This is a genomic window from Vibrio sp. YYF0003 (genome assembly GCF_036350715.1).
Taxonomy (GTDB): Bacteria; Pseudomonadota; Gammaproteobacteria; order Enterobacterales; family Vibrionaceae; genus Vibrio; species Vibrio natriegens.
Genome location: NZ_JAZDWA010000003.1, coordinates 266609 through 292437 on the forward strand (window position 1 = coordinate 266609; position 25829 = coordinate 292437).

The 25829-nt window shown below is 46.1% G+C and carries 22 protein-coding genes; 11 read left to right on the forward strand and 11 right to left on the reverse strand.

Annotated features, from left to right (window positions below; all coding sequences use genetic code 11):
* Positions 1–275 precede the first annotated feature (275 nt).
* Entirely contained in the window at positions 276–911 is a 636-nt protein-coding gene (locus V1U08_RS11455) for a flavin prenyltransferase UbiX (protein ID WP_330470622.1), read from the reverse strand.
* A gap of 5 nt (positions 912–916) precedes the next feature.
* Positions 917–2275, reverse strand: a complete 1359-nt coding sequence (gene mpl / locus V1U08_RS11460) for a UDP-N-acetylmuramate:L-alanyl-gamma-D-glutamyl-meso-diaminopimelate ligase (protein WP_330470623.1) — start codon at positions 2273–2275, stop codon at positions 917–919.
* Positions 2276–2586: 311 nt separating this feature from the next.
* Here mpl and fbp point away from each other — a divergent pair, with 311 nt between their 5' ends.
* Together fbp and ppa are read left to right on the forward strand one after the other, a co-directional pair.
* Entirely contained in the window at positions 2587–3600 is a 1014-nt protein-coding gene (gene fbp / locus V1U08_RS11465; RefSeq protein ID WP_020335825.1) for a class 1 fructose-bisphosphatase, read from the forward strand.
* Between the two features lie 114 nt (positions 3601–3714).
* Positions 3715–4245 (forward strand): inorganic diphosphatase, encoded by a 531-nt coding sequence (gene ppa / locus V1U08_RS11470; RefSeq protein ID WP_014230697.1) that lies wholly within the window; start codon positions 3715–3717, stop codon positions 4243–4245.
* A 146-nt stretch (positions 4246–4391) separates the two neighbouring features.
* Here the strand turns inward: ppa and V1U08_RS11475 are convergent, their stop codons facing one another.
* From V1U08_RS11475 to tamA, 3 genes are read right to left on the reverse strand one after another with little or no spacing between them, the layout of a single operon-like run.
* Positions 4392–4739, reverse strand: a complete 348-nt coding sequence (locus tag V1U08_RS11475) for a gamma-glutamylcyclotransferase family protein (RefSeq protein WP_014230696.1) — start codon at positions 4737–4739, stop codon at positions 4392–4394.
* A gap of 27 nt (positions 4740–4766) precedes the next feature.
* Positions 4767–8684 carry an autotransporter assembly complex protein TamB gene (gene tamB, locus V1U08_RS11480; protein ID WP_330470624.1) on the reverse strand — a complete coding sequence of 1306 codons (3918 nt, stop codon included), beginning with the start codon at positions 8682–8684 and terminating at the stop codon, positions 4767–4769.
* The gene (tamA, locus tag V1U08_RS11485; RefSeq protein ID WP_330470625.1) at positions 8681–10396 is read right to left on the reverse strand and encodes an autotransporter assembly complex protein TamA; all 1716 of its coding nucleotides are present in this window, start codon (positions 10394–10396) and stop codon (positions 8681–8683) included. Before tamA ends, tamB begins: the two co-directional genes overlap by 4 nt.
* A gap of 175 nt (positions 10397–10571) precedes the next feature.
* On the opposite strand from tamA, the gene msrA reads away from it, so the two are divergent.
* Entirely contained in the window at positions 10572–11210 is a 639-nt protein-coding gene (msrA, locus tag V1U08_RS11490) for a peptide-methionine (S)-S-oxide reductase MsrA (RefSeq protein WP_065296290.1), read from the forward strand.
* 83 nt (positions 11211–11293) lie between these two features.
* Here the strand turns inward: msrA and V1U08_RS11495 are convergent, their stop codons facing one another.
* Entirely contained in the window at positions 11294–11497 is a 204-nt protein-coding gene (locus tag V1U08_RS11495; RefSeq protein ID WP_014230692.1) for a DUF1107 domain-containing protein, read from the reverse strand.
* Between the two features lie 279 nt (positions 11498–11776).
* Here V1U08_RS11495 and V1U08_RS11500 point away from each other — a divergent pair, with 279 nt between their 5' ends.
* The 7 genes from V1U08_RS11500 (at position 11777) to V1U08_RS11530 (ending at position 17513) form a co-directional block, all read left to right on the forward strand.
* A complete protein-coding gene (locus V1U08_RS11500; RefSeq protein WP_118117623.1) occupies positions 11777–12328 on the forward strand; it encodes a YtfJ family protein in 552 nt (183 codons plus the stop codon).
* A 146-nt stretch (positions 12329–12474) separates the two neighbouring features.
* Positions 12475–12798 (forward strand): DUF2607 family protein, encoded by a 324-nt coding sequence (locus V1U08_RS11505; protein ID WP_014230690.1) that lies wholly within the window; start codon positions 12475–12477, stop codon positions 12796–12798.
* A 107-nt stretch (positions 12799–12905) separates the two neighbouring features.
* Entirely contained in the window at positions 12906–13586 is a 681-nt protein-coding gene (zrgA, locus tag V1U08_RS11510; protein ID WP_330470626.1) for a zinc uptake protein ZrgA, read from the forward strand.
* 52 nt (positions 13587–13638) lie between these two features.
* Positions 13639–14367, forward strand: a complete 729-nt coding sequence (locus V1U08_RS11515; RefSeq protein ID WP_329347131.1) for an ABC transporter ATP-binding protein — start codon at positions 13639–13641, stop codon at positions 14365–14367.
* Complete coding sequence (locus tag V1U08_RS11520; protein ID WP_330470627.1) at positions 14364–15623, forward strand: ABC transporter permease; 1260 nt, start codon at positions 14364–14366, stop codon at positions 15621–15623. The genes V1U08_RS11515 and V1U08_RS11520 overlap by 4 nt, the downstream gene beginning before the upstream one ends.
* 4 nt (positions 15624–15627) lie before the next feature.
* The gene (locus V1U08_RS11525; RefSeq protein WP_014230686.1) at positions 15628–16125 is read left to right on the forward strand and encodes a DUF3299 domain-containing protein; all 498 of its coding nucleotides are present in this window, start codon (positions 15628–15630) and stop codon (positions 16123–16125) included.
* A 482-nt stretch (positions 16126–16607) separates the two neighbouring features.
* A complete protein-coding gene (locus tag V1U08_RS11530; RefSeq protein ID WP_330470628.1) occupies positions 16608–17513 on the forward strand; it encodes a TIGR03899 family protein in 906 nt (301 codons plus the stop codon).
* 90 nt (positions 17514–17603) lie between these two features.
* Here V1U08_RS11530 and cysC read toward each other — a convergent pair whose 3' ends face one another.
* From cysC to cobA, 5 genes are all read right to left on the reverse strand, one after another.
* Positions 17604–18221: an adenylyl-sulfate kinase gene (gene cysC, locus V1U08_RS11535; RefSeq protein WP_014230684.1), complete on the reverse strand. Its 618-nt coding sequence runs from the start codon at positions 18219–18221 to the stop codon at positions 17604–17606.
* Between the two features lie 24 nt (positions 18222–18245).
* A complete protein-coding gene (locus V1U08_RS11540) occupies positions 18246–19970 on the reverse strand; it encodes an SLC13 family permease (RefSeq protein ID WP_118117613.1) in 1725 nt (574 codons plus the stop codon).
* A 242-nt stretch (positions 19971–20212) separates the two neighbouring features.
* A complete protein-coding gene (gene cysN, locus V1U08_RS11545) occupies positions 20213–21643 on the reverse strand; it encodes a sulfate adenylyltransferase subunit CysN (RefSeq protein ID WP_014230682.1) in 1431 nt (476 codons plus the stop codon).
* Positions 21644–21661: 18 nt separating this feature from the next.
* Positions 21662–22570, reverse strand: coding sequence for a sulfate adenylyltransferase subunit CysD (gene cysD, locus V1U08_RS11550; protein ID WP_014230681.1), 909 nt, complete (start codon positions 22568–22570; stop codon positions 21662–21664).
* A gap of 58 nt (positions 22571–22628) precedes the next feature.
* Positions 22629–23504, reverse strand: coding sequence for a uroporphyrinogen-III C-methyltransferase (gene cobA / locus V1U08_RS11555; protein WP_020335811.1), 876 nt, complete (start codon positions 23502–23504; stop codon positions 22629–22631).
* A 263-nt stretch (positions 23505–23767) separates the two neighbouring features.
* On the opposite strand from cobA, the gene V1U08_RS11560 reads away from it, so the two are divergent.
* Positions 23768–25729, forward strand: coding sequence for a bifunctional 2',3'-cyclic-nucleotide 2'-phosphodiesterase/3'-nucleotidase (locus V1U08_RS11560; protein WP_243975846.1), 1962 nt, complete (start codon positions 23768–23770; stop codon positions 25727–25729).
* The last annotated feature ends 100 nt before the right edge of the window (positions 25730–25829 follow it).

Here is a 25829-nt window from a genome sequence, read left to right on the forward strand (position 1 = left end):
AGCGGCACAGGTATGAGGTGGCTATTTGGGATTGCTAATATCCAGACTCAATTCCTACGCCAGCATTATCTGGTTCAGGTATTACGGGTCCCCGTAGCCTAACTAGGTTAAGCCATTAGGTCTCAGCGCCCTTATGTATTGATGAACACAATACAAAATGGGGTTGCTCCCCGATGAGTTGGATGGATTGTATACCCAAACCCCCTCGCGATGCTAGGTTACGCGAGGGGGTTTGGGACTTAGATGAAGATCAGGCTACGTAGCAAGATAACTATTTATGAACGTTGGTCGTATCCCCAGCGCGGGACCAATCCTTGCTCAATCCCCAGATGGTCAAGAATTCGCGCCACCATAAAGTCGATTAAGTCTTCGATAGTCTTTGGCTGATGATAAAAGCCCGGCGCTGCTGGCATGATGGTTACGCCCATTTGCGACAGCTTGTGCATATTTTCCAGATGCAGGGTCGAAAATGGCGTTTCACGCACTACCAGAAGCAACTGGCCACGCTCTTTCATCACAACATCGGCGGCACGCTCAATCAGGTTATCCGACATACCGTGTGCAATCGCCGCGACGCTGCCTGCCGAACACGGACAAACCACCATTTGTTTTGGAGCCGCAGAGCCTGAAGCCACAGGCGAGAACCAATCATCTTTACCACAGACAATAATGTTGTCAGGGTTACACTTCAGGTGCTCCACCAGCGCTTTTTGCGCCGCTTCAGGACCACTTGGCAGCTTCAGGTCATGCTCGGTTGCCATCACAACCCTCGCCGCGGAAGATATCAACACATAGACGTGATAATCCGCAGCGACCAAACATTCCAGAAGTCTCAAGCCATAAGGCGCACCAGAAGCACCAGTAAGTGCTAGGGTAATGGCTTTTTTTTGTTGATGTTTTTTGTGAGACATAAGGATTAAGCTTTTTGTTTTAATTGTTCGAGAAGTTTACCGTGAATACCGCCAAAGCCACCATTGCTCATAACCAGAATTTGATCATCAGGCTTTGCACGTTCAACGATTTTCGCAACAAAACGGTCCAAATCAGCGTCAACAAAAGCCGGTTGCTGGCATTGGTCTGCAATTTCCTGTACCGACCATTCAATATTGTCTGGCTGGAACAAGAACACTTCATCGGCACTGTGCAATGAGTCCGCCAGCGTATTCTTGTGCACACCACGCTTCATGGTGGCAGAGCGAGGTTCCAGTACTGCTAAGATACGTTTGTCACCCACTTTGTTACGCAGGCCACCAACCGTTAGTTCAATAGCGGTAGGATGATGAGCAAAATCGTCGTAAACCGTCACACCTTGCTCTTCACCTTTAAGCTCTAAGCGGCGTTTGGTATTGATAAAACGGCCCAATGCCTGACAGGCTAACTCTGGAGTCACCCCGACGTGCCTTGCAGCGGCGATGGCCATCAGTGCATTATCCACGTTGTGGTCGCCCACTAAGTCCCACTCAACAACACCGACTTTCTCACCTTGCAGCGATACTTCGAACTTCGAGCCATCGACGACCAGTTTATGCGCTTGCCAGTCGCCATATTCACCAGAAAACTGCTTTTCTGTCCAACAACCGCGCTCAAGTACATCAGCAAGTGCCTGATCTTGTTTAGGAGACAAAATAAGACCATTGCCCGGAACAGTACGTACCAAATGGTGGAATTGACGCTTAATCGCTTCAAGATCGTCGAAGATGTCTGCATGATCAAATTCAAGATTGTTCATGATTAACGTGCGTGGGTGGTAATGGACAAACTTAGAACGCTTGTCGAAAAAAGCACTGTCGTATTCATCCGCTTCAACAACGAAAAACATGCTTTCTCCCAGTCGAGCAGAAACACCAAAGTTACCCAGTACGCCCCCGACCAGGAAACCAGGTTGGTAACCACAGTCTTCCAGTATCCAAGCCAGCATGCTTGAGGTGGTTGTTTTGCCATGCGTTCCAGACACCGCTAATACCCAGCGATCGTGAAGTAAAAACTCATTCAACCACTGCGGTCCGGAGGTATAACGCATGTTGCTGTTGAGTACATGCTCTACGCATGGGTTGCCACGACTCATGGCATTGCCAATCACGACTAGGTCAGGTTCAGGATCAAGCTGAGAAGGGTCGAAGCCTTCAATAATTTCAATACCTTGAGACTCCAGTAATGTGCTCATCGGAGGGTAAACATTCGCATCAGAGCCCGTTACTTTGTGGCCGAGCTGGCGAGCTAAAATTGCCGCGCCACCCATAAACGTGCCGCAGATACCCAAGATATGGATGTGCATAAACTTAACCTTGTAATGCCGTGTTTGATGCTTTCATTATCGCGATAACCACCAGAAAAGCGAGAGACTTTCACCTTGTTCTTACTGTCACTTTCAAAAAAATGACAAGCCTGAACACGGACTGTACAGTCACTGAACTAAATGATGAACTCGTCAGTGACAAGACAAATAAATTGAGATCTCAGACGGTTACTTCATTACCATTAAAAAGATCTTCGACATAAAATTACGTTTAGCGCAAACGTTTAACATCCATAAAGAGATGCCCCGTTGCGCAACACCCCCAATAAATGAAAATGTAAGGATTGACCATGTCTGGATTGCGCACCCTAGGCGAATTCATTGTCGAGAAACAAGCGGATTTCCCCCACGCTAGCGGTGATCTATCATCTCTTTTAGCATCCATTCGTTTAGCTGCGAAAATCGTTAACCGCGAAATTAATGCAGCTGGCCTTGGCGATATTACTGGTGCTGTTGGCACAGAGAATGTCCAAGGTGAAGCTCAGCAAAAGCTAGACGTTTATGCAAACGACAAGTTTAAAGCGGCACTTGAAGCTCGTGACCAAGTTTGTGGCGTAGCCAGCGAAGAAGAAGATGAGGCGGTTGCATTCAATAAAGAACTCAACCAAAACGCCAAGTACGTTGTATTAATGGATCCACTTGATGGTTCATCTAATATCGACGTGAACGTTTCTGTAGGTACTATTTTTTCAATTTACCGCCGTGTATCACCAATTGGTACGCCAGCAACAGAAGAAGATTTCCTTCAGCCAGGTCACAAACAAGTTGCGGCTGGTTACGTGATTTACGGCTCTTCAACCATGTTGGTTTACACAACAGGTAACGGCGTGAATGGCTTCACGTACGATCCTTCTATCGGCAGCTTCTGTCTTTCTCATGAAAACATGATGATCCCTGAAGAAGGCAAAATCTATTCTATCAACGAAGGTAACTACATCCGCTTCCCACTTGGTGTGAAGAAGTACATCAAGTACTGTCAGGAAAATGTACCTGAAGATGGTCGTCCATACACGTCTCGCTACATCGGCTCTTTAGTAGCAGACTTCCACCGCAACTTGCTAAAAGGTGGTATCTACCTATACCCAAGCACGCAAAGCCACCCGCAAGGTAAACTGCGTCTGCTTTACGAGTGCAACCCAATGGCATTCCTAATCGAGCAAGCAGGTGGTATCGCTTCTGACGGCGTGAATCGCATCATGGACATCAAGCCAACAGAATTACACCAACGTGTGCCGTTCTTTGTCGGTTCAAAAAACATGGTACGTAAGGTCGAAGAATTCCTTGAGAAGAATCGCGACGAATAGACCTTTGTCCAACGCGGCAGGTGTTTACCTGCCGTGTTTTTGTCGCTAAAGTGAGTTGCGAATAAATCGTAATAAGATGAGGTTCCCTCATCCTCAATGAAAAGGAAGTTTCAAATGAGCCTAAACCATGTACCAGCAGGTAAATCTCTGCCTGAAGATATCTATGTCGTTATCGAAATTCCTGCCAACGCAGACCCAATTAAATACGAAGTAGATAAAGACTCTGGTGCTGTATTTGTTGACCGTTTTATGTCTGCACCAATGTTCTACCCATGTAACTACGGTTACGTGAACAATACACTGTCTCTTGATGGTGACCCTGTAGACGTACTTGTTCCGACTCCATACCCATTGATGCCAGGTTCAGTGATTCGTTGCCGCCCTGTTGGTGTGCTTAAAATGACTGATGAATCTGGTGAAGATGCTAAAGTTGTCGCGGTTCCTCACTCTAAAATCTCTAAAGAGTACGAGCACATTCAAGACGTCGGTGACATCCCAGAGCTACTGAAAGCGCAAATTACGCATTTCTTTGAGCGTTACAAAGAACTGGAATCCGGTAAATGGGTGAAGGTTGATGGCTGGGCAGACGTGGAAGCCGCAAAAGCTGAAATCCTAGAATCTTACGATCGCGCACAAAACAAATAAATGCGACCAGAATGAAAAAAGAGCTGCAAATACGCAGCTCTTTTTTATGCCTGAACGTCACATAAGCTTCAGTCGATTTGTACGCCAACATAGTATGCGACTAACGTCGTAGCCATGATAAGACTCAGCAGTGACACTCGGCCGACCTATACTCTTTGGCACCAATCTCCGGATGCGATCTCTTCCGTCAGCTGCTCGGTATCCTGATAAATGTAAATCCAAGCCTGACCAAACGGTGTGCTAATGCTCTCACGTCGGTACTCTACCGGAACATCCTCCAGTTTATCCAGCGCCGTTAGCGTATCGTCATCAATCAGATAGACTTCACCTTGTATGGTTTGGTGACCTTTCGACACCCCAGGGTATGGACCTAAATCATACAGAGTATATTGAGCATCACTTTCATGTAGCCCCAGAAATTGCCCCGAGCTCAAGTAGTGATGGTTGTACTCTCCTTTGCGTAACGTTCCGTATACAAAGACTAAATGCTGCATAACCACTCCTTAGTTATGAGTTACGCTTTAATCAAACTCGAATTGATAGAGTAGATCAACTGCACTGTCTACACCAGAAACCGCTTCTAAATACAGATCCTGCATTAATCGGTAACGAACAGTAAATTCACCCAGAGAGTTAAAGATACCGACACCATATTTCACCTGAAGACCCGGGAATATATAACCACTCACCGTCACCTGAGAGTCATCACCCGATCCCGCAGTATCGAGCTGCAAGTCTTGAACACCAAAGGCTTCACCTATCTGTCCGACAACACGACCACTTTTCGCCAGACTCAAGCCAATCAAGGTAGTGGTCATGGCATTACCACCAGATTCTGCATCGATGTCTTGACCTCGTAATAGGTAGGACAGCGCGTTTGCCTGAGGCATAGCAGGATCTGAAAAGATCTCCAAACTTGGGTCAGATGCAGGGCCAGTAACACGAACACCTGCGGTCACATCATCTTGCGTGTTATCAGGGTTACGGATGGCAGAAATCGACAGATAAGGCTCATCGGCTGGGCCATTCATCATGATTTTACCTTCATCAATCACCAAATCTTGGCCAAATGAGCGGTAGGAACCATCGACAATGTTAACTTCACCAACAATAAATGGACCTTTGTCTTTTTGAGTCACATTGAGGTTACCCCTCAGACCACCTTTCAGACCAAATGCCGACAGCTGAAAATCGTCGCCAATCTTAATATTAATATCGGTCTCGACATTAAACGGTACTGCCACAGTGTCATCAACTGGCTGTAAGTTTTCATCCAAAATGACTACGTCACTCGAAACGCCAACCGCGCTTGGTGGTAACTCTTCAACGACAATACGTCCCCAAGGCAGATTAATATTACCTTGTACTTTGGCTAAATTTGGCGTCACCTCAAGCGTCATATCTGGCTCGACTTTGATTTTCACCATCGGAGGCATATCTACTTTCAGCTCTTTAGCGAACACTCGAGCTTTGGTATGCCAGTCCTGTAGGTCTTGCCAGTCCGCATCACCGGTAATTTCCAATTTGCCATCTGGGGTGTTGATGCCAGCGTTGAGGTCAGCTTGATGGCCTTTAAAGTTGATTTCTACCTGACCTGAGTCGATATCAATTGGCGTCACTTCACCGTTCAGTTTAATTTGGTCAATCAGGAACTGGCCGTTCACCCTAGGGTGCATGACATCACCAGATAACGCCAAATCGGTATTCATATTGGCTTTAAACAAGCTGTACTCGCCAATCAATGGCGCTAAGAAATCCAGATGGAGCGTCGAAAGTGACACGTTACCCGCGATCTCAGGAGACTCAGCAGAGACATTAATCAGTGACACATTACCGGAGAGATCACCGTTATCCGCCACATCGACGAGCCACTGAGCATCGAGCTTGTCTTTTGCTAACGCCGCTTTAAAGCTAACACTTTCCCAACCAACCGTAATTGGTTGTTCCAGCGCTTGTTCCACCTGGCCTTGTGGCATATCGACATTCAACGTCACTTCAGGCTTCATGTTTGGAGCCCATTTAGCAAAGGCTTGTGCGTTCACTTCACCTTGCAGTTTCGTTTCGGCCGGCAGTAGTGTCTTGATTTGGCTAAAGTCAAAGTTATTCACCGCTAACTTCGCCTCACCACTTTTGCCTACACTAATGTTTTCAGATAAACACACACTTGAATCAGCTTGTAACCAACAGTGCGCCTGAACATCCGCGATCTGCTTGTCGATATTGACCTTCACTGCCGTCGATTTTTCCAGTGCCCAAGGCCCTTGAATGGTATCAAGCGACAAACGAGTTAGCGCACCGTCCCAGATCATTTCAGGCTTCTGAGTAAATGCGCCCTGAATCTCCAGGCTGGTTGAGACGATATCCGAGGCCACATCTAAGGTAAGTTGATGCTGCTTTTCATCACCTGAGACATCGAGGTCAGCGCTATCAATCTTGATGCCGTCATAGTTAATGTTATTTGCTACTAAGCTCACGTTAGCTTTTGGTACGGGTAACGGTGAAACATCCCCTTTCAGCGTGACCGTTTCTACTTTGGCTAACTGCTGCCAGTTCGCTTTATTGACGGCAAGATCCAGGTTGATGTTCGGCTCTTTTAAGCTACCTCGTACCGCAATTTTACCGTTCATATTGCCGCTAAGATCAGGCACACTTTTCGCAAAATCAGGGAAGTTAACCTCAACGTCCATCAAGATTTGTTTATCGATCTTACCCTTGGCACTCAACTGGTTAGGACCATGAGCCAATACTAAACCTTGAGTGGTAAGCTGGATATCTTCGGCTTTGCCATTTTTATCAGAGGCTTCTAACTGCCCCTTCACTTTTAGTGGGTAACCACGTAAAACACCATCAATATCCAGGGTAGGAAGGCTAACCTGCCAGCCGCCTTGCTCCGTCAGCGACCCAGAGGTTGATAAGCTACCGCTGATGTCCCCTTCCGCTTCCTGCCACTGAAGGCCCGGCTGGATGTGTTGTAAGTTGAGATCGGCTTGCCAGTTGATTGGCGCCGCCCAGTTAGCCATAACCTTGCCCGACAGTTCGCCGCCTAAGGTTTTCACCACAATACTTTCCAGATCAATTTGCTCTAGGGTGCCCTTTCCGTTTAGCGCCACATCTACCGCAGGAATATCCTTACCAGATGCTTTAGTTTCCAGCGCCACCTCGTAGCCCTCTAACGAACCTTTAGCGGTAAGACTCGGTACAGCAACCTGATAGTCACTTTCTCCCAACAAAGGCCACTGCGCTTCGACATTGTTGAGGGTTACATCAAACGGTAACTGCACTTTCAGTGGCTGAATTTTGGCTTGGATTTCGGCTTTAGTCAGTTCAGACAATGTTGCCTGCAGCGATAAGTCGCCTGCTGAGCCAGATGCTGACAGCGACAACTTCTGTCCTTTCGCTTCCGCATGTTTCACTAGCGCATCCAGCTGGGCACTAAGAGGATAGTCTGCGGAAAGTGTCACTTGCGTACTCAGCGTAGCCTCAACTTCAGGCATGTCGAGCTCAAGTGTTTGCAAATCAACACGATCACGGCCCGCCTTCGCCACCAAACCGAGATGATGAACAATAACCGGCGTTTCACCAGCTAACTTGAAGTTATGAATATCGAGACGTCGGACATCGACGGTCAACGGAATCCAGACTTCAGGTAAAACAATATCTTGCGGCTCTGCATCGGCTGTTTTTACTATTTCCGAATCCGTTGCGTTAGTTGCATCGGTCTGGGAATCAGCGACTTCAGTATCAGTGCCCGCGACTGGAGCACTCTGGGACTCATCCCCCTCGCTGTCAGCCCCTTCGGCTGTGGCTGTCTGGGCTTCTGCGACATCAGCATCAGCATCAGCATCATTAGGAGCTTGTTCGGTGTCCGTTGGTGCCAATGCAACATTGATCTCTTTTAATGCTGTTGGCGCAATGACTAAGCGGTCGCCCTGCATCGATAACGCGGTCGTGAAATCCTGCCAGTCAACTTGATTACCCAAAACATTCAGGTTGATATCATTGAGGCTAACTTTGTTGACGAAAATTGGCACTGGCGTACTGATTGAACGCAGCGGAGGCGTCTCTTCTTCTGGCTCGTCACTCGCAGGTGGCAGCTCCGGCATCTGGAAGTTGACGCCTTGCAATGAAAGCTCATCGACACACACTCTAGGATCGAAAAAACAACGAAAGTTAACCGCTAAGGTCAGGCGTTCAACTTTCGCATCGACATTCAGTGTTTCATCAACAAAGCTGACGTTTTCCAATGCAAAACGTGGAAATAACGAGCCCTGGACGTTCTCCACTTTCAATTGTGGCACGGCTGTTTCTGCCCCCCATATGGCGAGCTTTAATCCAGGGTGAGTAAAGAGAACTGTTGAGACTAAAATGATGATCAACAACAGAAGACCAATCAAACCTAGCGATAGCCATTTGGTCCACTTAAACATCTTTTGCATCATAGTTCAGGCCCCAATGAGAAATGGATACGAAATTCGTTCTTCTGTGGGTCATCCAATCCCCATGCAAAATCAAAGCTGACCGGACCAACTGGAGAGGCCCAGCGGATACCTACCCCGGCACCCGCTTTCCATACGGGGGTATCATCAAATGCATCACCAATATCGTAGAAAGTCGCCCCCCACCAGTTACCAGTAAGACGGTATTGATACTCAAGCGTGCTACTCAGGATATATTTTGCCCCCGTTAACGCTCCACTTTCATCGACAGGCGAGATGGATTCATAACCATAACCACGGATGTTATTGTCACCACCAGCAAAGAAACGCAACGATGGAGGCAACTTATCAAACTCGTCCATAAAGTTAGCGCCGCCTTCTAAGCGGAAAAGTCCACGATGGTTTTCACCAATCCCACGGATCCAAGAGGTTCGGCCCAAAAAGCGAAAGACTCGGGTCGCAGATAAAACGGCCGGGTCGCCATATTCAAACGTGATGGTTTGCTTGTCGCCCCACATTGGCATGCTGCCGCCACGACTTCTCGTACGTGAGAACGTAGCGCCAGGAAGCAAGAACTGCACACCGTCTTCCTGTAGACCCTGAGAGAAGTTTTCGTACAAGTGACGTATATACAAAGTCTTACGCCAGCCACCATCGACGATCCAGTGGCGTTCTACCGCTAAATTCGTTTCTAAACTTTCGGTATCACGGTTGTCCAAATGCTTTAAGCCAAACTGGAGCTGGTAGTATTCATGCAAAACGTCATCAAGCGGTATTTTGTAGCCTGCTGTGATGGTTTGTTCCGGTTGGGACAGGGAAAGTGCGGTATCTAGACTGTGGCCACGGGAACTGATCCAGGGCTTTTTCCATTTCAACGTGCCACGTACGCCAGTATCAGTGGAGTAACCAAGACCGGTTTCTATCTGGTTTTTGGCCGCCGGAGCAAGAGAAACCTTAACTGGTAACTCACGTCCTTCCTCCAGCATTGCCAGATCAGGCTCAACAAATACAGACGAAAACCAGTCAGTATTAGACAAGTTCTGGTTGTACTCACCAACACTCGAAACTAAGTAAGGTTCTCCCTCCTCAAAAGGACTTAACGAAGCGACGCGCTCATCCCAAATCTGGCTGCCGATGATATTGATGGAACCAAAGTGATAGCGGATACCACTGTCATAATGCAAACGAATGTTCGCTTCATTGAATGCAGGTACCACCTCTAAACGACTGAGTAGATAATCCCCTTTGAAGTAACCGCGCTGCAACGCTAAATTACGTATTCCTGACTTGAGGCTATCGTATTCGCTTTGATTCAGAACCCGGCCAACTTTTAAAGGAGACGCCGCGAGAAGCGCTTCAAATGCTTCATCGTCTTGCGCTTCACCAGTGATCACGACATCCATAACTTTGATCTTGACTGGTAAGCCTTTTGCAATATCGATGATCAGTTCATCATTATTTTCAGTAACAGAATATGAGATATCTGCGTGATAATACCCAAGCGCGTTGAGTGCTTCAGTGATGCTTTCATCTAATCGCGCTTGAAAACGCAACGAAGTCGAGTAATCTTCTTCAGGAATCGAAGTCAGATAAGCGTTGACATTTTCTTCTAACGCGCCGTCTATACCTTGTAGCTTAATAGATACTTTGGCAGAGGCGTTATGGGAAAAGGCAAACAAGCCAACAACAATGATCGGGAGAGCTTTTTTTATCATGCGTTTTAGATGCGTGAGATTCGTGAGATTAAAGAAACTTGTGTCATAATAGCGCCAATTAAAGGCTAAGTCTGTAATATTCATAACTTTACCGCAGCCTTTGTAAATCCGTATTCACATAAAGACGAACTGGGAAAAGTTCGCAAATTTAAGACAAATTTAAAGGACAGATAGCATGCTCAACAAACAGACACTAATCAGTATAGAAGATGCTCTACCAGGTCGAGAGCAGCCAATGCAAATTGAAGATACGCATTTTGTTAATCAATCCAGTTTAACGGCACCATTGCAGTCTAACCAACAGCAAATTCTATTAGGTATGGGTTGTTTTTGGGGAGCGGAGCGCCTGTTCTGGCAACTGGATGGCGTCATCTCAACATCAGTAGGTTACTCTGGTGGGTACACGAAAAACCCGACTTATGAAGAAGTATGTACAGGACAAACCGGCCATGCTGAAGTCGTTAGAGTGGTATTTGATGAGCAAGTTATCTCTCTGGAGCAACTTCTGGCTGCATTTTGGGAAAAGCACGATCCTACACAAGGGATGCGTCAGGGGAACGACCTCGGCACGCAATATCGTTCCGCTATTTATACTTTTTCGCAAGAACAACAAGACATTGCAGAGCATTCAAAGCATCAGTACCAGCAAGCACTGCAAGAGGAACAAAGAGCTTCCATCACCACAGAAATCCAACCGGCAGGGACGTACTACTTTGCTGAAACATACCACCAGCAATATCTGGCGAAGAACCCTGAAGGCTACTGCGGCCTTGGTGGTACAGGTGTGTGCTTTCCACCAAGTTTACAAAGCTGATTGAGAAACAACTTAAAATCAACAGCCATTAACGAAAAAGAGCGACTTTAGTCGCTCTTATCATAACTTTGCTTTTAACCTGCTCATCGTAGTTTCAACGATGCGATCTCCTGGTTCACTTCTTTGAACACAGAGAGTCTTTTCTGATCTTTCACGTCTGGTAGAAGAACCTTGCCATTATCAAAATCAAAGTTCCCGACGCCTGCGATGAAAAACTGACCTTTAAATAGCGTCTTTACAAAACGAGCCACCTGGAGTGGTCGGTATACCGCGAATTCACGTAGCATAATTCACCTCAATTCCTTTGAGAAAGTACAGATTGTCTATCCTTAACAATCTTGTAGCGCAATTTGCGAACGACTTCATTCTAGCAAATCCTAAAAACAACGCAATATTACATCACCTCAAACGTTAAATAAATGTTAACAAGCTCGCTGTAATTTTACTTGTTCTACTTATATACTGGCGACATCCAGATGGTTCCTATCAACCAAGCTCGTCTGATTGTATCCATCATCCAGAGGTGACTTGGTTATAAAGCTCTCACATATATGGAATATAACAATATGAAAATTAAGACTCTCCTACCACTTCTGCTGGCTATGACGCCAAGCCTTTCATTCGCAAATAATTTAACCATCGGCGAAAATGTTCCAGACGTTCGAGTTGGTGCTTATGGTGAAATTGTCATGCAGGGCGAAGGCGTTGCGTATCAACCATGGGCTGCGCAAAACATGCTGGGCAAAGTACGAGTTATTCAGGCGATAGCAGGACGTAGCAGTGCGAAAGAGATGAACGCCCCCCTAATGTCTGCCATTACTGCCGCAAAGTTTCCTCAAGAAAGTTACCAAACCACAACGATCATCAATCAGGATGATGCGATTTGGGGTACAGGCTCCTTCGTCAAGTCTTCAGCACAAGACAGCAAGAAGGAATTTCCTTGGTCATCAATGGTATTGGATGAAAATGGCTTAGTCGCAAAAGCTTGGGGATTAGAGCAAGAGAGTTCAGCGATCATCGTTCAGGATAAGCAAGGAAAAGTGCTTTTCAGCAAAGAAGGACCTTTAGAACAAAACGAGATCACGCAAGTAATTGAGTTAATCAAGCAAAATATTTAACGGCTACCAATAGGCTCCTTGTTTCGGCAAGTACAAGGAGTCAGCTCTTAAGCATTGTCTGAATTTTCTCTTAACTGACAAAAGAGTGAACTTTTACCAAAAATGAGTGTTATATTATAACACTCAATTGGGTCTCAGGCGCTATGATGGTTCTCTCCAGGCAAACAACAATTCAACATTGCTATCGTACTGTTGTACTTTTCAGTACTGCTTTGCTGATCGTATGGAATTTTGCCAGCCTATTTCATCAAATGGATGTAACGCCTGAGCATCACACGCACCATCACTGTCAAATGTTTGCCGGGACTCACCATGGTCTGGCAAAAGCTCAACCCACCATACCAGCCCAGACTTACACTCGGCTCAAGTTTCATGATGTAGTTGAAAACTCACTCCACCTAGAAGAAATACGCAGTTCTGCCCGCGCACCGCCTAATTTTGCTCAAGTTTCATTAACCCAAACCATTTAGTGTTATTAACTCGCACATTCGCGATTTTTAATAATGTATTAAAAGACTTAGTATCAATTGGGATGCATAATCATTCAAATTGATAGACGCAAAATTAGGAAAATAAAATGCCATCTAAACACACTTTGGCTCTTGTTATCGGCTTGTCTCTGTCTACTACAGCAATGGCAGAAGAATATCGCCAACACGATGCGCACGAGCATGGCCATGTAGAGTTTAACATCGCACAAGACGGCAAAGATTTGTTAGTTGAAATCACCGCTCCGGGTGCCGATGTGGTTGGTTTCGAACACGCTCCAGAGAACGCAGAGCAAGAGCAGCAATTAAAACAAGCGGTCGCAAAGCTGGAAGACACCAGCAGCCTTTTTACTATCAATTCACAAGCGGAATGTGACATCGCAGATGTACATGTAGAGCATACCCTTGGTGGCGCGCATGACGAACATGAAGGTCACGACCATGATGAACATAAAGACCATGATCACAGTGACCATGACGAACATGAACACCACGATGATCATGCAGACCATGCGAACCACGATGACCATGATGATCACGAAGGTCACGAAGGTCACGAAGGTCACGACCATGATGCGCACAGCAGCCATGGCGAGTTCTCAGCACAGTACCGCTTCAACTGTGAAAAGGTCAGCGAGCTGAGCACAATCAAAACGGCTTGGTTCAATCAATTCCCGAATACAGAATCAGTCAGCGTTAACCTGTTCACGGATACCACGCAATCAGCGACCAGTTTGAACAAAGACAACGCCGAAATCGTAATCAAATAAACCACATAGCGTGTAAGTACCCACTTACACGCTATTACTTTGGTAACTTTCTATGACTGATTCAATATCAAGCGTTGTTGAACTCAATAACGCCCAGTTTATTTGGCCGAGTTCAGACATCGCTACCATCGATATACCTCACTTACGCATCACGCCCGGTGAACATGTATTCATCAAAGGACCGAGCGGGTGTGGTAAGTCGACGCTTCTCGCGCTGCTGACCGGTATTAATACATTGAGTGCGGGTTCTCTATCGGTACTCGACACCGACTTATCGACTCTGACTGCCAGCCAAAGAGACAAATTTCGAGCAGATCATATTGGCTATATTTTTCAGCAATTCAATCTGTTGCCCTACCTCAACGTAATCGAAAATGTCTTGCTTCCATGCCAATTTAGCAAAGTCAGACGTAATCGTATTGCAGCGAATGCCAGCAATCAGGCGTTAGCTGAACAGGCTTCGGCATTATTAGAAAGGCTGCATTTGCCACAAAGCCTGCATTCGCGTCCGGTATCCGAATTAAGTATCGGCCAGCAGCAGCGAGTTGCAGCAGCCAGAGCTCTGATGGGGCATCCTGCGTTAGTCATTGCTGACGAACCAACCTCTGCTTTGGATCATGACAATAGAATGGCTTTTATTGAGCTGCTTATGGAGCAAGCCAATCAAGTCAACGCGACCTTGGTATTTGTCAGCCATGATCCAACTCTGGAGCCTCTATTTAACCGGACCATTAACCTTCCTGATATTAACCAATGTAGTAGCGCTGGAGGTTTGTCATGACAGCGGTAGTGACACTCGCCTGGAAGAGCCTGATGAACCGTAAGGCGACGGCATTGCTTACCGTGATGACCGTTGCAATTTCTGTGGTTTTGCTACTTGGCGTTGAGCGAATTCGAACACAGGCCAAAGACAGTTTTGCCAATACGATTTCTGGTACCGACCTAATTATTGGTGGCCGTTCAGGTCAGGTAAACCTATTACTTTATTCAGTATTTCGAATTGGTAATGCCACCAACAACATCGACTGGAAGAGCTATCAAGAATTCAGCCAGCACCGCTCCGTTGATTGGGCTATCCCAATTTCGCTGGGTGACTCCCACAAAGGCTTTCGTGTCATGGGCACCAACCACAGCTACTTCGAGCATTTCAAGTATGGAAGTAAGCAACTACTTACTTTCGAAAAAGGTCGAGAGTTCAAGGGATTATTTGAAACCGTTATTGGGGCAGATGTTGCTAAAGCACTGGGTTACCAAATAGGTAGCGAGATTATCATTGCTCATGGCATCAGTGATGTGGGCTTTAGCCGCCATGACAATCTGCCTTTTAAAGTCGTGGGCATTTTAGCCCCAACGGGGACACCAGTAGATAAAACCGTTCACGTATCTTTAGAAGCGATCGAAGCCATTCACGTAGGTTGGGAAAGTGGTGCGAATCTAGGGGCAGCACCAAAAGCCGAAGTTTTAAAAACCGTCGACTTTCAACCAAAGCAGATCACGGCGATGCTCGTCGGTTTAAAATCACGCATCCAAACGTTCGCCTTGCAACGACAAATCAATACCTACCCGCAAGAGCCGCTCAGTGCCATCATGCCGGGCGTTGCACTGCATGAATTGTGGGGAATGATGTCCGTCGCAGAGCAAGCGTTGATGGCAGTATCCGGTTTTGTCGTCGTAGCCGGGTTACTTGGCATGCTAAGCAGCCTACTGACAAGCTTGCAGGAGAGACGCCGGGAAATGGCTATTCTGCGTGCCATGGGCGCAAGACCACGCCATGTGTTTTCACTATTGATAAGCGAAGCCAGTTTACTGACCGCTGCGGGTATTATCTCTGGAGTTGCGGGGCTTTATTCCATTCTGGCTCTATTGCAACCGATCATGCAGCAACATTATGGTATACATCTGACACTAAGCTTTCTTTCTTCATATGAATGGATGCTACTCGGTTTTGTCCAATGCGCTGGTATTATGATTGGTTTCATCCCAGCACTACGCTCTTATCGACAATCTCTGAGTGATGGAATGACAATAAGGATATAAACAAATGTGGAAAAAAATACTCGCTAGCTGCTTGCTGGTGATTTCTTTTACAGCACCGGTAATGGCAAGTGACGAGCCTTTGAAGATCGACTGGCTTGATCTGGTTCCAGAATCAGAACGGAAACTGTTTGATAGTGTCGGCATGCCATCGGCGTCAGAGCATAGTGGTGGCGCAGCACAACAATCTAAGATTGGCAGTGTGAGAACGGAGTTGAATGGCAGTCTGGTAAAAATACCAGGATTTGTCATTCCGCTAGAAGGTGACGCCAACACAGTGACTGAGTTTCTGTTGGTACCCTACTTCGGGGCATGTATTCACGTTCCACCGCCACCACCAAATCAAATCATTTACGTGAAGTTCCCAGAAGGAGCGCCAGTTCAGGAGCTTTGGGATGTGGTTTACGTGGTCGGAACGCTTAAAACCGAAGTCATTAGCCATGAGCTAGCTCAAACAGCGTATTTGATCGAAGGGACAAAAATAGAAAGTTACGACGATATGTAATATCGCGAATTTTTAGGTAAACCCATGGCGTCGCTTAGGCGCCATTTTCATATGTGAAGAGATACCAGTCCGGATAAATAAGTAGTCAGGCTCTGTGCAGGAAAAATCGCTTAGGTCAAAGTACAACTTGCGGTAACTGGTTATTCTAATGACAAAACATATAACGCAGCTATCAGTGATCTCCACCCGAATGAACAAGCAAATGCTTATTTAGATTGGTGTTACATAATATAGCGAGACAGGTACGCTAGAACGCCCACATAGAGAATCAAAAGAAACGCTATCGACAGGTGCTTTTTCAGTTTGCTTGCTTCCGAGAACTTCATTGCCCCTCCAAAATAACGATAACAATTTTAACAATTTGTTATCATCTTGGATAGCCTTAATTTGATCAAATTTTGATAGTCACTTTCTGGTCGTTAAGCGGATTAAGATGTAAATTGAGGCAAGCGTGACTCGTCGCTACCTGAGTAGGAACATAAATGGCAGAATCAGCAAAGCAACCTAGCGTAATGGTACAACAGCCCAACTCCCAGCAACGTCCTAAAAACGACACGAAAAGCAGCTATATCAAAGACAGCGCCAGTCGAATTCAAAACATTGCACAAAGTTATGGACTCGATGCCTTGCTTCACGCCGATACTCCGAAGCAATCGACGTTTGAGAGAGCTCAGCTGCGCGAGCAACGACGTCAGGAGCAACGGCAACAGAACCTTGAACAGGTGTTAAAATTGGCCCACGGTGCTTGCCGAGACGAAACTGCGGGCGAGCCGGAACAGGATTGGTTGTATCGCTTTTTCGACATGGCTCAGGATATTCACAACAGTTCGATGCAAAAGCTATGGGCTCAGGTACTCAAACGTGAAGTCACGAACCCCGGCTCAACATCGATGAAGGCGCTTAAAGCCCTCAAAGATATGTCACCTAAAGAAGCACAAACACTACAAAGAGCGGCCTCTTTAGCTTGCAGCTTTGGTGGTGATGGCAGCCGTAAGTTGTTGATTGGTTATAAAGCTCATAACGGTATTTTCAGCTTTGGCAAGCGGGATACCACCAGCAACCTGAACATGGGGACGTTCCAGCTCCCCTACTCAAGTTTATTGATGTTAATTGAGTTGGGGCTGCTGCACAGTGTCGAGCTCGAGTCTGGAGAAATCAGTGTTGAAACACCCTTAATTCTCACTTACCAAGGTAAAAACCTATCACTCCACGCCAACACCAAAGGAGTAAGGTTGCTTTATTATCGATTTACCTTAACGGGCAACGAACTGTGTAAGCTACTTGGCAACAAACCCAACACAGATTACTACGACCAATTAATAGCACTTATAAATCATAAATTTACTGTAAATACAGAATCACACAGTCGTGTAGACCACACCGTTTAGTTATGCAGTAAGAGCTTTTGGTCACCTATGTTCCAAAAGCTCTTTAAACACTTTCACGACTTTTTAGTCACCCATGATCTAAATGCTTATTTAGCGGATCACACCACGCTGTTTTAAGTCATTGATACACAGTTCTACCAACTCATCGACACTCTTTTCTCCCGCTGGTAAATCTATTTCTGGGTTTTCAGGTGCTTGATATTCCGAATCAATACCCGTGAAGTTTGGGATTTCTCCGGCGCGAGCTTTACGGTACAACCCTTTAGGATCACGTCCTTCACACACCTCCAGAGAAGCATTGACAAACACTTCGATAAACTCACCTTCCGGTAATAGATCGCGTACCAGTTGGCGCTCAGCTCGATGAGGAGAAATAAAAGCAGACAGCACAATCAAACCTGCGTCGGCCATCAACTTAGCCAACTCCCCGATACGGCGAATATTCTCGCGACGATCCTGCTCAGAAAAGCCTAAATCACTGCACAACCCGTGACGAACATTATCACCATCAAGTAAATAGGTATGGTAACCAAGCTCAGCAAGACGATTTTCCAATGCGCCCGCTACGGTTGATTTACCCGCACCAGATAAGCCCGTAAACCAGAGTACTGCTGGTTTTTGTTGCTTTAAGTCAGCTCGAAACTTTTTATCAACCGAGTGCTGATGCCAAACAATGTTTTCATCTTTTACCGTGGTGTCGGCTGTCATAACGTATCCTTGTAAATATCGGAATTAAAACGGAAAGAAGACCGGAATCAGTGTCAGTACTAATACGGAATACACAATAGAAATCGGCACACCAATTCGCACATAATCGGTCAATTTGTAATTACCTACGCTGTAAACCAACAAGTTAGTTTGATAACCGTAGGGAGAAATAAAGCTCGCACTTGCGCCAAACAGTACCGCCATAATAAATGGCATTGGATCGACGCCATACCCTATCGCCATACTGTAGCCGATAGGAAAAGAGAGCGCTGCAGCGGCGTTATTGGTGACTAATTCAGTTAACACCAGCGTCATGATATACGTCGCAACCAACGCGCCGAAAACGCCCCAGCCATTAAAGGCCTGGATAAACATCTCACCCATCCTGACGGATAACCCAGAAGAGATCATTAGCTGAGCTATCGAAAGCGCAGAGCCAACAATCACAACAATGTCGATCGGAAAACGTCGGCGAAGTTCAGAAACTTGCACAATGCCAAATGCCAGCAGGGATAAAATGTAAACCGCCAGCCCTTTTATGATTGGCACCAGATCCAGTAACGCACAGCCAATAACCGCCGCGAAACCGAGTAATACGATAGAAGATTTGTTTGCATCCAGACGTGCGCTCGAGTCCAAATCATGCACCAATACAAACTCTTTACGATGCGCACGACGCTCAGATTCAAATCGCTTACCCGGAACCAACACTAAGGTGTCACCCGGGGCGAGTTTAATACTGCCCAACCCGCCTTCTAGTCGCTCATGGCCACGGCGGATAGCGACAACAACCGCATCAAAACGGTCACGAAATCGGCTCTCTTTCAGCGTTTTATGACAAAAAGTAGCCGAAGAACTGACGACAACTTCTCGGAAGTTTTGTCCATTCAAGTGCTGATGACCAAACAGCGTCAGGCCAGGGATTTCCTGCAGCGTCGCGACACTTTCTACATCGCCACAAAACAGTAAGCGGTCTTTTGCATTAAGCACAAACTCAGGCCCGACTGACGAGACAGTAACGCCATCGCGTATGACTTCTGCCAAAAACAGTTTACGTAACGCTCGTAAATTATTTTCGCTAACCGTGCGCCCAACCAATGGCGAGCCAGGCTCAACGCGTGATTCAAGGAAATAAGGCAGATCTTCCTGAGTTTGATCATCATAATTCGGCAGCAGGTAGCTCAGTGGAATCAAAATCAGTAAACCACCAGCCAGAACCGCCAAACCAATCAGCGTCGGGGTAAAAAATCCTAAGCTAGGTAAGCCTGCATCTTCCACGAAGCTATTGATAATGAGATTGGTTGACGTACCGATCAAGGTCAATGTACCGCCCAAAATAGCCGCGTATGAAAGTGGGATTAATAGCTTTGACGGCGCATGCTGCTGGTTTCGCTTGATAGCGCCAATCAGAGATACGACAACAGCCGTATTATTGGTGAACGATGATAGCAACGCCGTAGAGAGCCCCAACTTAGCGATAACACTACCTAAATGTCCTTCAGAGATACTGCGACTGACCCAGCTGATAAGAAGCGTTTTTTCTAAGGCACACGACGCAAGTATTAGTAACACTAAGGTTAGTAATGACGAGTTGGTAAAGTTAGAGGCAATGGATGTCAAATCCATCATACCAGCTAGAAACGAAATAAAGGCTGCACCAGCAAAAACATAACTAGGCTTAATTTTCGTGACAAGCAAACAAGTGATAATGCCAAGCAAAATCGCTAATACAAATCCTTGTTCCCACATAGCCTTTCCTTACCAAATAGCCCGAACAGGGCGAAAACAGCGACTGCACATCAAATGTTGCAGAGCGAGAAAATAAGTAACCAGAGCAAAGCAAGCGAAAAAGAAAGCCAGAATGACTCACACTTCATCGTGCATTCTGGTTTCTGGGGGAAAGAGCCTGACTGCATTTCGCAACTCAGTCGGGCTAATAACCTGAGCAGAAAAGAGGTAACATTGGCTCCTTCACTGCTCAGGAACACCAATTACTTTTTAAGTAATTGGCTTAGGTCTTTAGCTTCCCAATGCGGGAAGTGTTTGCGAACCAGTGCATTAAGCTCCAGTTCAAATGCAGAGATATCGGTCAGATCACGCTCTACCAATGCCAGACTTTCTTTCACCATACCTGCACCAACAGTAACGTTAGTCAGACGGTCGATGATGATGAAACCACCCGTGTCTGCACAATCTTGGTAATTATCAAGTGCAACAGACTCGTTCAATGACCACTCACACAAACCAATACCATTCAGTGGCAACTCAGCCGCACTATGGCTAGAAAGGTTGTTGATGTCGTATTGATGGCGAATCGTCTCAACGTGACCAACAGTTTTCTTGCCCGCGATCTTAATATCGTAATCACGACCTGGTTGAAGTGGCTGTTCAGTCATCCACACAACGTCTGCAAGAAGATGGTTTGTGGTTTCTACCTGAGCATTTTCTAAAACAATCAAATCACCACGGCTAATATCGATTTCGTCGTTCAAAGTCAGCGTTACTGCAAGACCTGCGCGTGCTTCTTCGATATCGCCATCGAAAGTTACGATTCGTGCAACTGTCGACGTTTTACCTGATGGAAGCGCTTTGATCTTGTCTCCCACTTTCACTGAACCTGAAGAAATCGTGCCAGCGAAACCACGGAAATCTAGGTTAGGACGGTTAACGTACTGAACCGGGAAGCGGAATTCACCGCTGCCTTTCTCGTGGTCAATATCAACGTTTTCCAGTAGCTCAAGCAGTGACGGACCTTCAAACCAATCCAGGTTTTCACCTTTGTCGACCACGTTATCGCCTTCAAGCGCTGAAATCGGAATGATTTGAATATCAATATCACCGGTCAGCTTTTCAGAGAACTCAAGGTACTCATCACGAATCTCTTCAAAACGTGCTTGCGAGTAGTCAACCAAGTCCATTTTGTTGATTGCAACAACGAAATGCTTCAAGCCCAATAGGTTTGAAATGAATGAGTGACGACGAGTCTGATCAAGAATGCCTTTACGTGCATCAACCAGAATCACGGCTAAATCACACGTCGAAGCACCTGTTGCCATGTTACGAGTGTATTGCTCATGCCCTGGAGTATCAGCAATGATGAACTTACGCTTCTGTGTAGAGAAGTAACGGTAAGCTACATCGATAGTGATACCCTGTTCGCGCTCTGCCTGCAGACCATCAACCAGTAGGGCTAAATCAGGCTTTTCACCTGTTGTACCTACGCGTTGGCTGTCTGAGTGCACTGCCGCTAGTTGATCTTCATAAATTTGTTTTGAGTCATGGAGTAAGCGACCAATAAGGGTACTCTTACCGTCATCAACAGAACCACAAGTCAGAAATCGAAGTAAAGACTTGTACTGGTGTTGTGTTAAATAGCCTTCGATACCAAGCTCGGCTAATTGAGCTTCAACTGCACTGTTCATTATCTTTCCTTAGATCCTTTAGAAGTAACCTTGACGTTTTTTAAGTTCCATCGATCCTGATTGATCATGGTCGATCGCTCGCCCTTGACGCTCACTCGATGTCGCCACCAGCATCTCTTCAATGATGCCCGTCAGCGTATTGGCTTCGGATTCGATCGCGCCGGTTAACGGGTAGCAACCTAAAGTACGGAAACGAACACTCTTCTCTTCTACTACTTCACCTGGCTGAATTTCCATGCGGTCATCATCAACCATGATCAACATGCCATCGCGCTCGACAACCGGACGCTTGTCAGCAAGGTAAAGCGGTACGATCTCAATATTTTCTAGATAGATGTATTGCCAAATATCCAGTTCTGTCCAGTTTGATAGAGGGAACACACGAATGCTCTCGCCTTTGTTCACCTGACCGTTGTAGGTTTTCCAAAGCTCTGGACGTTGGTTTTTCGGATCCCACGTATGGTTCTTATCGCGGAATGAATACACACGCTCTTTCGCACGTGATTTTTCTTCATCACGACGCGCACCACCGAAAGCCGCATCAAAACCGTATTTGTTTAGTGCTTGCTTAAGACCTTGAGTCTTCATGATGTCAGTGTGCTTTGAAGAACCGTGAACAAATGGGCTACAACCCATAGCAAGACCTTCTGGGTTCTTGTGAACCAAAAGCTCAAAACCGTATTTTTCTGCAGTACGGTCACGGAACTCAATCATCTCGCGGAATTTCCAGTCCGTATCGACATGCAAAAGTGGGAACGGGATTTTGCCCGGGTAAAACGCTTTACGCGCTAGGTGCAACATCACTGATGAGTCTTTACCAATCGAATACATCATGACTGGGTTACCAAACTCAGCCGCAACTTCACGGATAATATGAATACTCTCCGCTTCGAGTTGTTTAAGGTGAGTTAAACGTTGTTGGTCCATGTTTTGTATTTCCTTTTAAGCTTGAAGGCGCATTACGTCTCTAATCTTTGGACTGAAATTATATGGAGTTGGCAATAGCACTTTTGTTGATTTCAGTACTAGACAAAAACCAGTCTAATTTTTGAGACAATCGCACCACTTCACCTACCACGATTAAAGAAGGAGATTGAGCGTCCTTCGATAAATCAGATAGTTGGGACAATTCTCCCGTAAATACTTTCTGTTCTATTTGCGTACCACGTTCGATAATAGCTATCGGTGTTGAGGCTGAGCGACCATGTTTAATAAGCTGACTCTGAATATAGTGTGATTTCATCAGCCCCATGTAGATCACTAAAGTCTGATTGCCGCGAGCCAGTGTCGACCAATCCATCTCATCACTTTCTTCTTTCAAGTGGCCAGTGACAAAAATGGCTGATTGAGCGTAATCACGGTGAGTCAGAGGAATCCCAGCATAAGCTGTTGCTCCAGCCGCCGCGGTAATGCCAGGCACAACCTGAAAGCGCACACCTGCATCAGCCAGAACTTCGAGCTCTTCACCACCACGACCAAACACAAATGGATCGCCACCTTTTACTCGTACAACTCGGTATCCTTGTTGAGCGAAATCTACCAGCAGTTGATTGGTTTTCTCTTGCGGTACGCTATGGTGTCCAGCGCGCTTGCCAACACAAACCAAGATAGTATCGCTTGGGATCAACGCCATGATCTCTTCAGAAACAAGGTAGTCATACAAAACTACATCGGCTTGCTGTAAGCAGTTCAGTGCTTTGACAGTCAAAAGTTCAGGGTCACCCGGACCCGCACCAACGAGTGCAACTTCACCAGGCTGCAGTGAGCGCTTTGCAAATCGCGTTGTCACTGCCGTTGGGTTATCAGAAACCAAACGAGGCTTTGATGTGGGAAAAGTGGTGACTGTATCTTTCGCTGCCATGTGTTTGCTCATCGTCCATAGATTTTGGTATGCGTGCATTATGGCGGGGCGTTTATATTACCTGAAATTCTAAAATTTCATTTTTTATTCAAAAATCTGCTAAGAAGTTTTTGTTTGGTCTCATTCAAAAGCGTGAAAAAGGGGGCGTTTTATATGAAAAGGGTTCAGTAAAATGCGTTTGTTCACAATTTTCTGCACTTAAATCATCATGTTGCAAAGAATTTCGTTACATTTATCTTTTACCCCTTGAATTGGAGCACCTAATGAAATTGGCTGTTAATCCTATTTCCGTCGCGGTTTTGAGCGGAATGTTAACGCTTGCCGGACCAGCAATGGCTGACACGATCAAGCTACGCATCATCGAAACGACTGACATTCACACCAACGTAATGGACTACGACTACTACAAAGACCAGCCGTCTCAGCAAATTGGTCTAAGCCGAGCCGCTACTCTGGTTAAACAAGCTCAATCAGAATCCGTAAACAACGTGTTAGTGGATAATGGTGACCTCATTCAGGGCAGCCCTATGGGTGACTATATGGCGGCAAAAGGGATTGAAGATGGCGAAATCCATCCCGTCTACAAAGCCATGAACCAACTTCATTACGAGGTCGGCAATATCGGTAACCATGAATTCAACTACGGTTTGGACTTTTTGCAAAAAGCGCTCGCAGGTGCCAACTTCCCCTACATCAACGCCAACGTCTTTGATAAAGAAACCGGTGAGCACTTGTTCAAACCTTATCTAATCAAAACCTACACCATGAAAGACACAGATGGTGAAACGCACCAAATCAAGGTCGGGTACATCGGTTTTGTGCCGCCGCAAATCATGGTCTGGGATAAAAAGAACCTGGAAGGAAAAGTCTTCGCCAAAGACATAAAAGAAACCGCTCAGAAGCTTGTCCCTCAAATGAAAGCGGAAGGCGCAGACGTGATTGTGGCCATCCCCCACTCTGGCGTTTCGACAGATCCATATAAGCTCGGGGCAGAAAACTCGGTTTACTACTTAACCCAGGTTGAAGGGATTGATGCGATTGCTTTTGGACACTCTCATGCGGTCTTCCCAGGAAAAGGATTTGAAAACCTACAAGGTGTAGACAATAAGAATGGCACTATTAATGGTGTAACTGCGGTGATGCCAGGCCGCTGGGGAAGTCATGTCGGCGTCATGGACTTGGTCCTAAAACAAAAAGATGACAAATGGCACGTGGTTGACGGGCAATCTGAAGCACGTCCAATCTTTGATAAGGCCAACAAGGCATCTTTGGCAGAAGCTGACCCGGATATCGTAAAGGCATTAGAAGGTGACCATAAAGGAACTCGCGAATTCGTTAATCAACCGATTGGTAAAGCGAATGACGTGATGTACAGCTTCCTGTCTTTGGTTCAGGACGACCCGACGATCCAAATCGTGAATTTAGCGCAAAAAGATTACGTTGAACGATTTATTCAGGGCGACCCGGATTTAGAAGGCATTCCTGTACTCAGTGCAGCTGCACCATTTAAAGCCGGCGGCCGTAAAAACGATCCCAATAACTTTACGGAAGTGGAATCAGGTCAGCTGACTTTCCGTAACGCTGCCGATCTGTATTTGTACCCAAATACGCTCGTCGCGCTAAAAGTGAAGGGCAAACAAGTTCAGGAATGGTTAGAGTGCAGCGCTGGTCAGTTTAAGCAGATTGATGTTGCTAACACCCAACCTCAGTCTCTGATTGACTGGGATAATTTCCGTACCTACAACTTCGACGTGATTGATGGGGTTAATTATCAAATCGATGTAACCAAAGCACCTAAGTATGATGCAAGCTGTAAAGAGATAAACCCAGAGTCGCAGCGTATTGTGAATCTGACTTTCAACGGCAAACCGATCGATCCTAAACAAGACTTCCTTATCGCCACCAACAACTATCGAGCATACAGCAACACCTTCCCAGGTACAGGGCCAGACTTTATCGCGTTTGACTCACCAGATGAAAACCGCTCGGTCGTGGCGGCTTATATTTCACGAGTCAGTGAAGAACACGGCGAAGTCACACCAAGTGCCGACAACAACTGGTCATTCGCGCCAGTTAAATCCGACAAACCACTGGATATTCGCTTTGAGACTTCACCAAGTGATAAAGCAGCGAAGTTCATCAAAGACAAAGCGCAATACCCGATGAAGCAAGTGGCGACCGATGAAATAGGCTTTGCAATCTATCAAATTAATCTGAACCAGTAATCAATGTTCTATCGCTATTAGCGGCTCTTCAGGGCCGCTTTTTTTATTAAGCGACTTTCTGTTGTTGAGCAAGAAACGTTAGAATGTATCAACGACTTTT

Bases quoted from the DNA above. Each gene is read 5' to 3' on its own strand.
- tamB (WP_330470624.1), bottom strand. From the start codon at position 8,684: ATGATGCAAAAGATGTTTAAGTGGACCAAATGGCTATCGCTAGGTTTG.
- V1U08_RS11515 (WP_329347131.1), top strand. From the start codon at position 13,639: ATGACTGATTCAATATCAAGCGTTGTTGAACTCAATAACGCCCAGTTT.
- V1U08_RS11530 (WP_330470628.1), top strand. From the start codon at position 16,608: ATGGCAGAATCAGCAAAGCAACCTAGCGTAATGGTACAACAGCCCAAC.
- ppa (WP_014230697.1), top strand. From the start codon at position 3,715: ATGAGCCTAAACCATGTACCAGCAGGTAAATCTCTGCCTGAAGATATC.
- V1U08_RS11540 (WP_118117613.1), bottom strand. From the start codon at position 19,970: ATGTGGGAACAAGGATTTGTATTAGCGATTTTGCTTGGCATTATCACT.
- tamA (WP_330470625.1), bottom strand. From the start codon at position 10,396: ATGATAAAAAAAGCTCTCCCGATCATTGTTGTTGGCTTGTTTGCCTTT.
- V1U08_RS11525 (WP_014230686.1), top strand. From the start codon at position 15,628: ATGTGGAAAAAAATACTCGCTAGCTGCTTGCTGGTGATTTCTTTTACA.
- V1U08_RS11500 (WP_118117623.1), top strand. From the start codon at position 11,777: ATGAAAATTAAGACTCTCCTACCACTTCTGCTGGCTATGACGCCAAGC.
- V1U08_RS11520 (WP_330470627.1), top strand. From the start codon at position 14,364: ATGACAGCGGTAGTGACACTCGCCTGGAAGAGCCTGATGAACCGTAAG.
- cysC (WP_014230684.1), bottom strand. From the start codon at position 18,221: ATGACAGCCGACACCACGGTAAAAGATGAAAACATTGTTTGGCATCAG.
- cysD (WP_014230681.1), bottom strand. From the start codon at position 22,570: ATGGACCAACAACGTTTAACTCACCTTAAACAACTCGAAGCGGAGAGT.
- V1U08_RS11475 (WP_014230696.1), bottom strand. From the start codon at position 4,739: ATGCAGCATTTAGTCTTTGTATACGGAACGTTACGCAAAGGAGAGTAC.
- mpl (WP_330470623.1), bottom strand. From the start codon at position 2,275: ATGCACATCCATATCTTGGGTATCTGCGGCACGTTTATGGGTGGCGCG.
- fbp (WP_020335825.1), top strand. From the start codon at position 2,587: ATGTCTGGATTGCGCACCCTAGGCGAATTCATTGTCGAGAAACAAGCG.
- V1U08_RS11495 (WP_014230692.1), bottom strand. From the start codon at position 11,497: ATGCTACGTGAATTCGCGGTATACCGACCACTCCAGGTGGCTCGTTTT.
- cysN (WP_014230682.1), bottom strand. From the start codon at position 21,643: ATGAACAGTGCAGTTGAAGCTCAATTAGCCGAGCTTGGTATCGAAGGC.
- V1U08_RS11505 (WP_014230690.1), top strand. From the start codon at position 12,475: ATGGTTCTCTCCAGGCAAACAACAATTCAACATTGCTATCGTACTGTT.
- zrgA (WP_330470626.1), top strand. From the start codon at position 12,906: ATGCCATCTAAACACACTTTGGCTCTTGTTATCGGCTTGTCTCTGTCT.
- V1U08_RS11455 (WP_330470622.1), bottom strand. From the start codon at position 911: ATGTCTCACAAAAAACATCAACAAAAAAAAGCCATTACCCTAGCACTT.
- msrA (WP_065296290.1), top strand. From the start codon at position 10,572: ATGCTCAACAAACAGACACTAATCAGTATAGAAGATGCTCTACCAGGT.
- cobA (WP_020335811.1), bottom strand. From the start codon at position 23,504: ATGGCAGCGAAAGATACAGTCACCACTTTTCCCACATCAAAGCCTCGT.
- V1U08_RS11560 (WP_243975846.1), top strand. From the start codon at position 23,768: ATGAAATTGGCTGTTAATCCTATTTCCGTCGCGGTTTTGAGCGGAATG.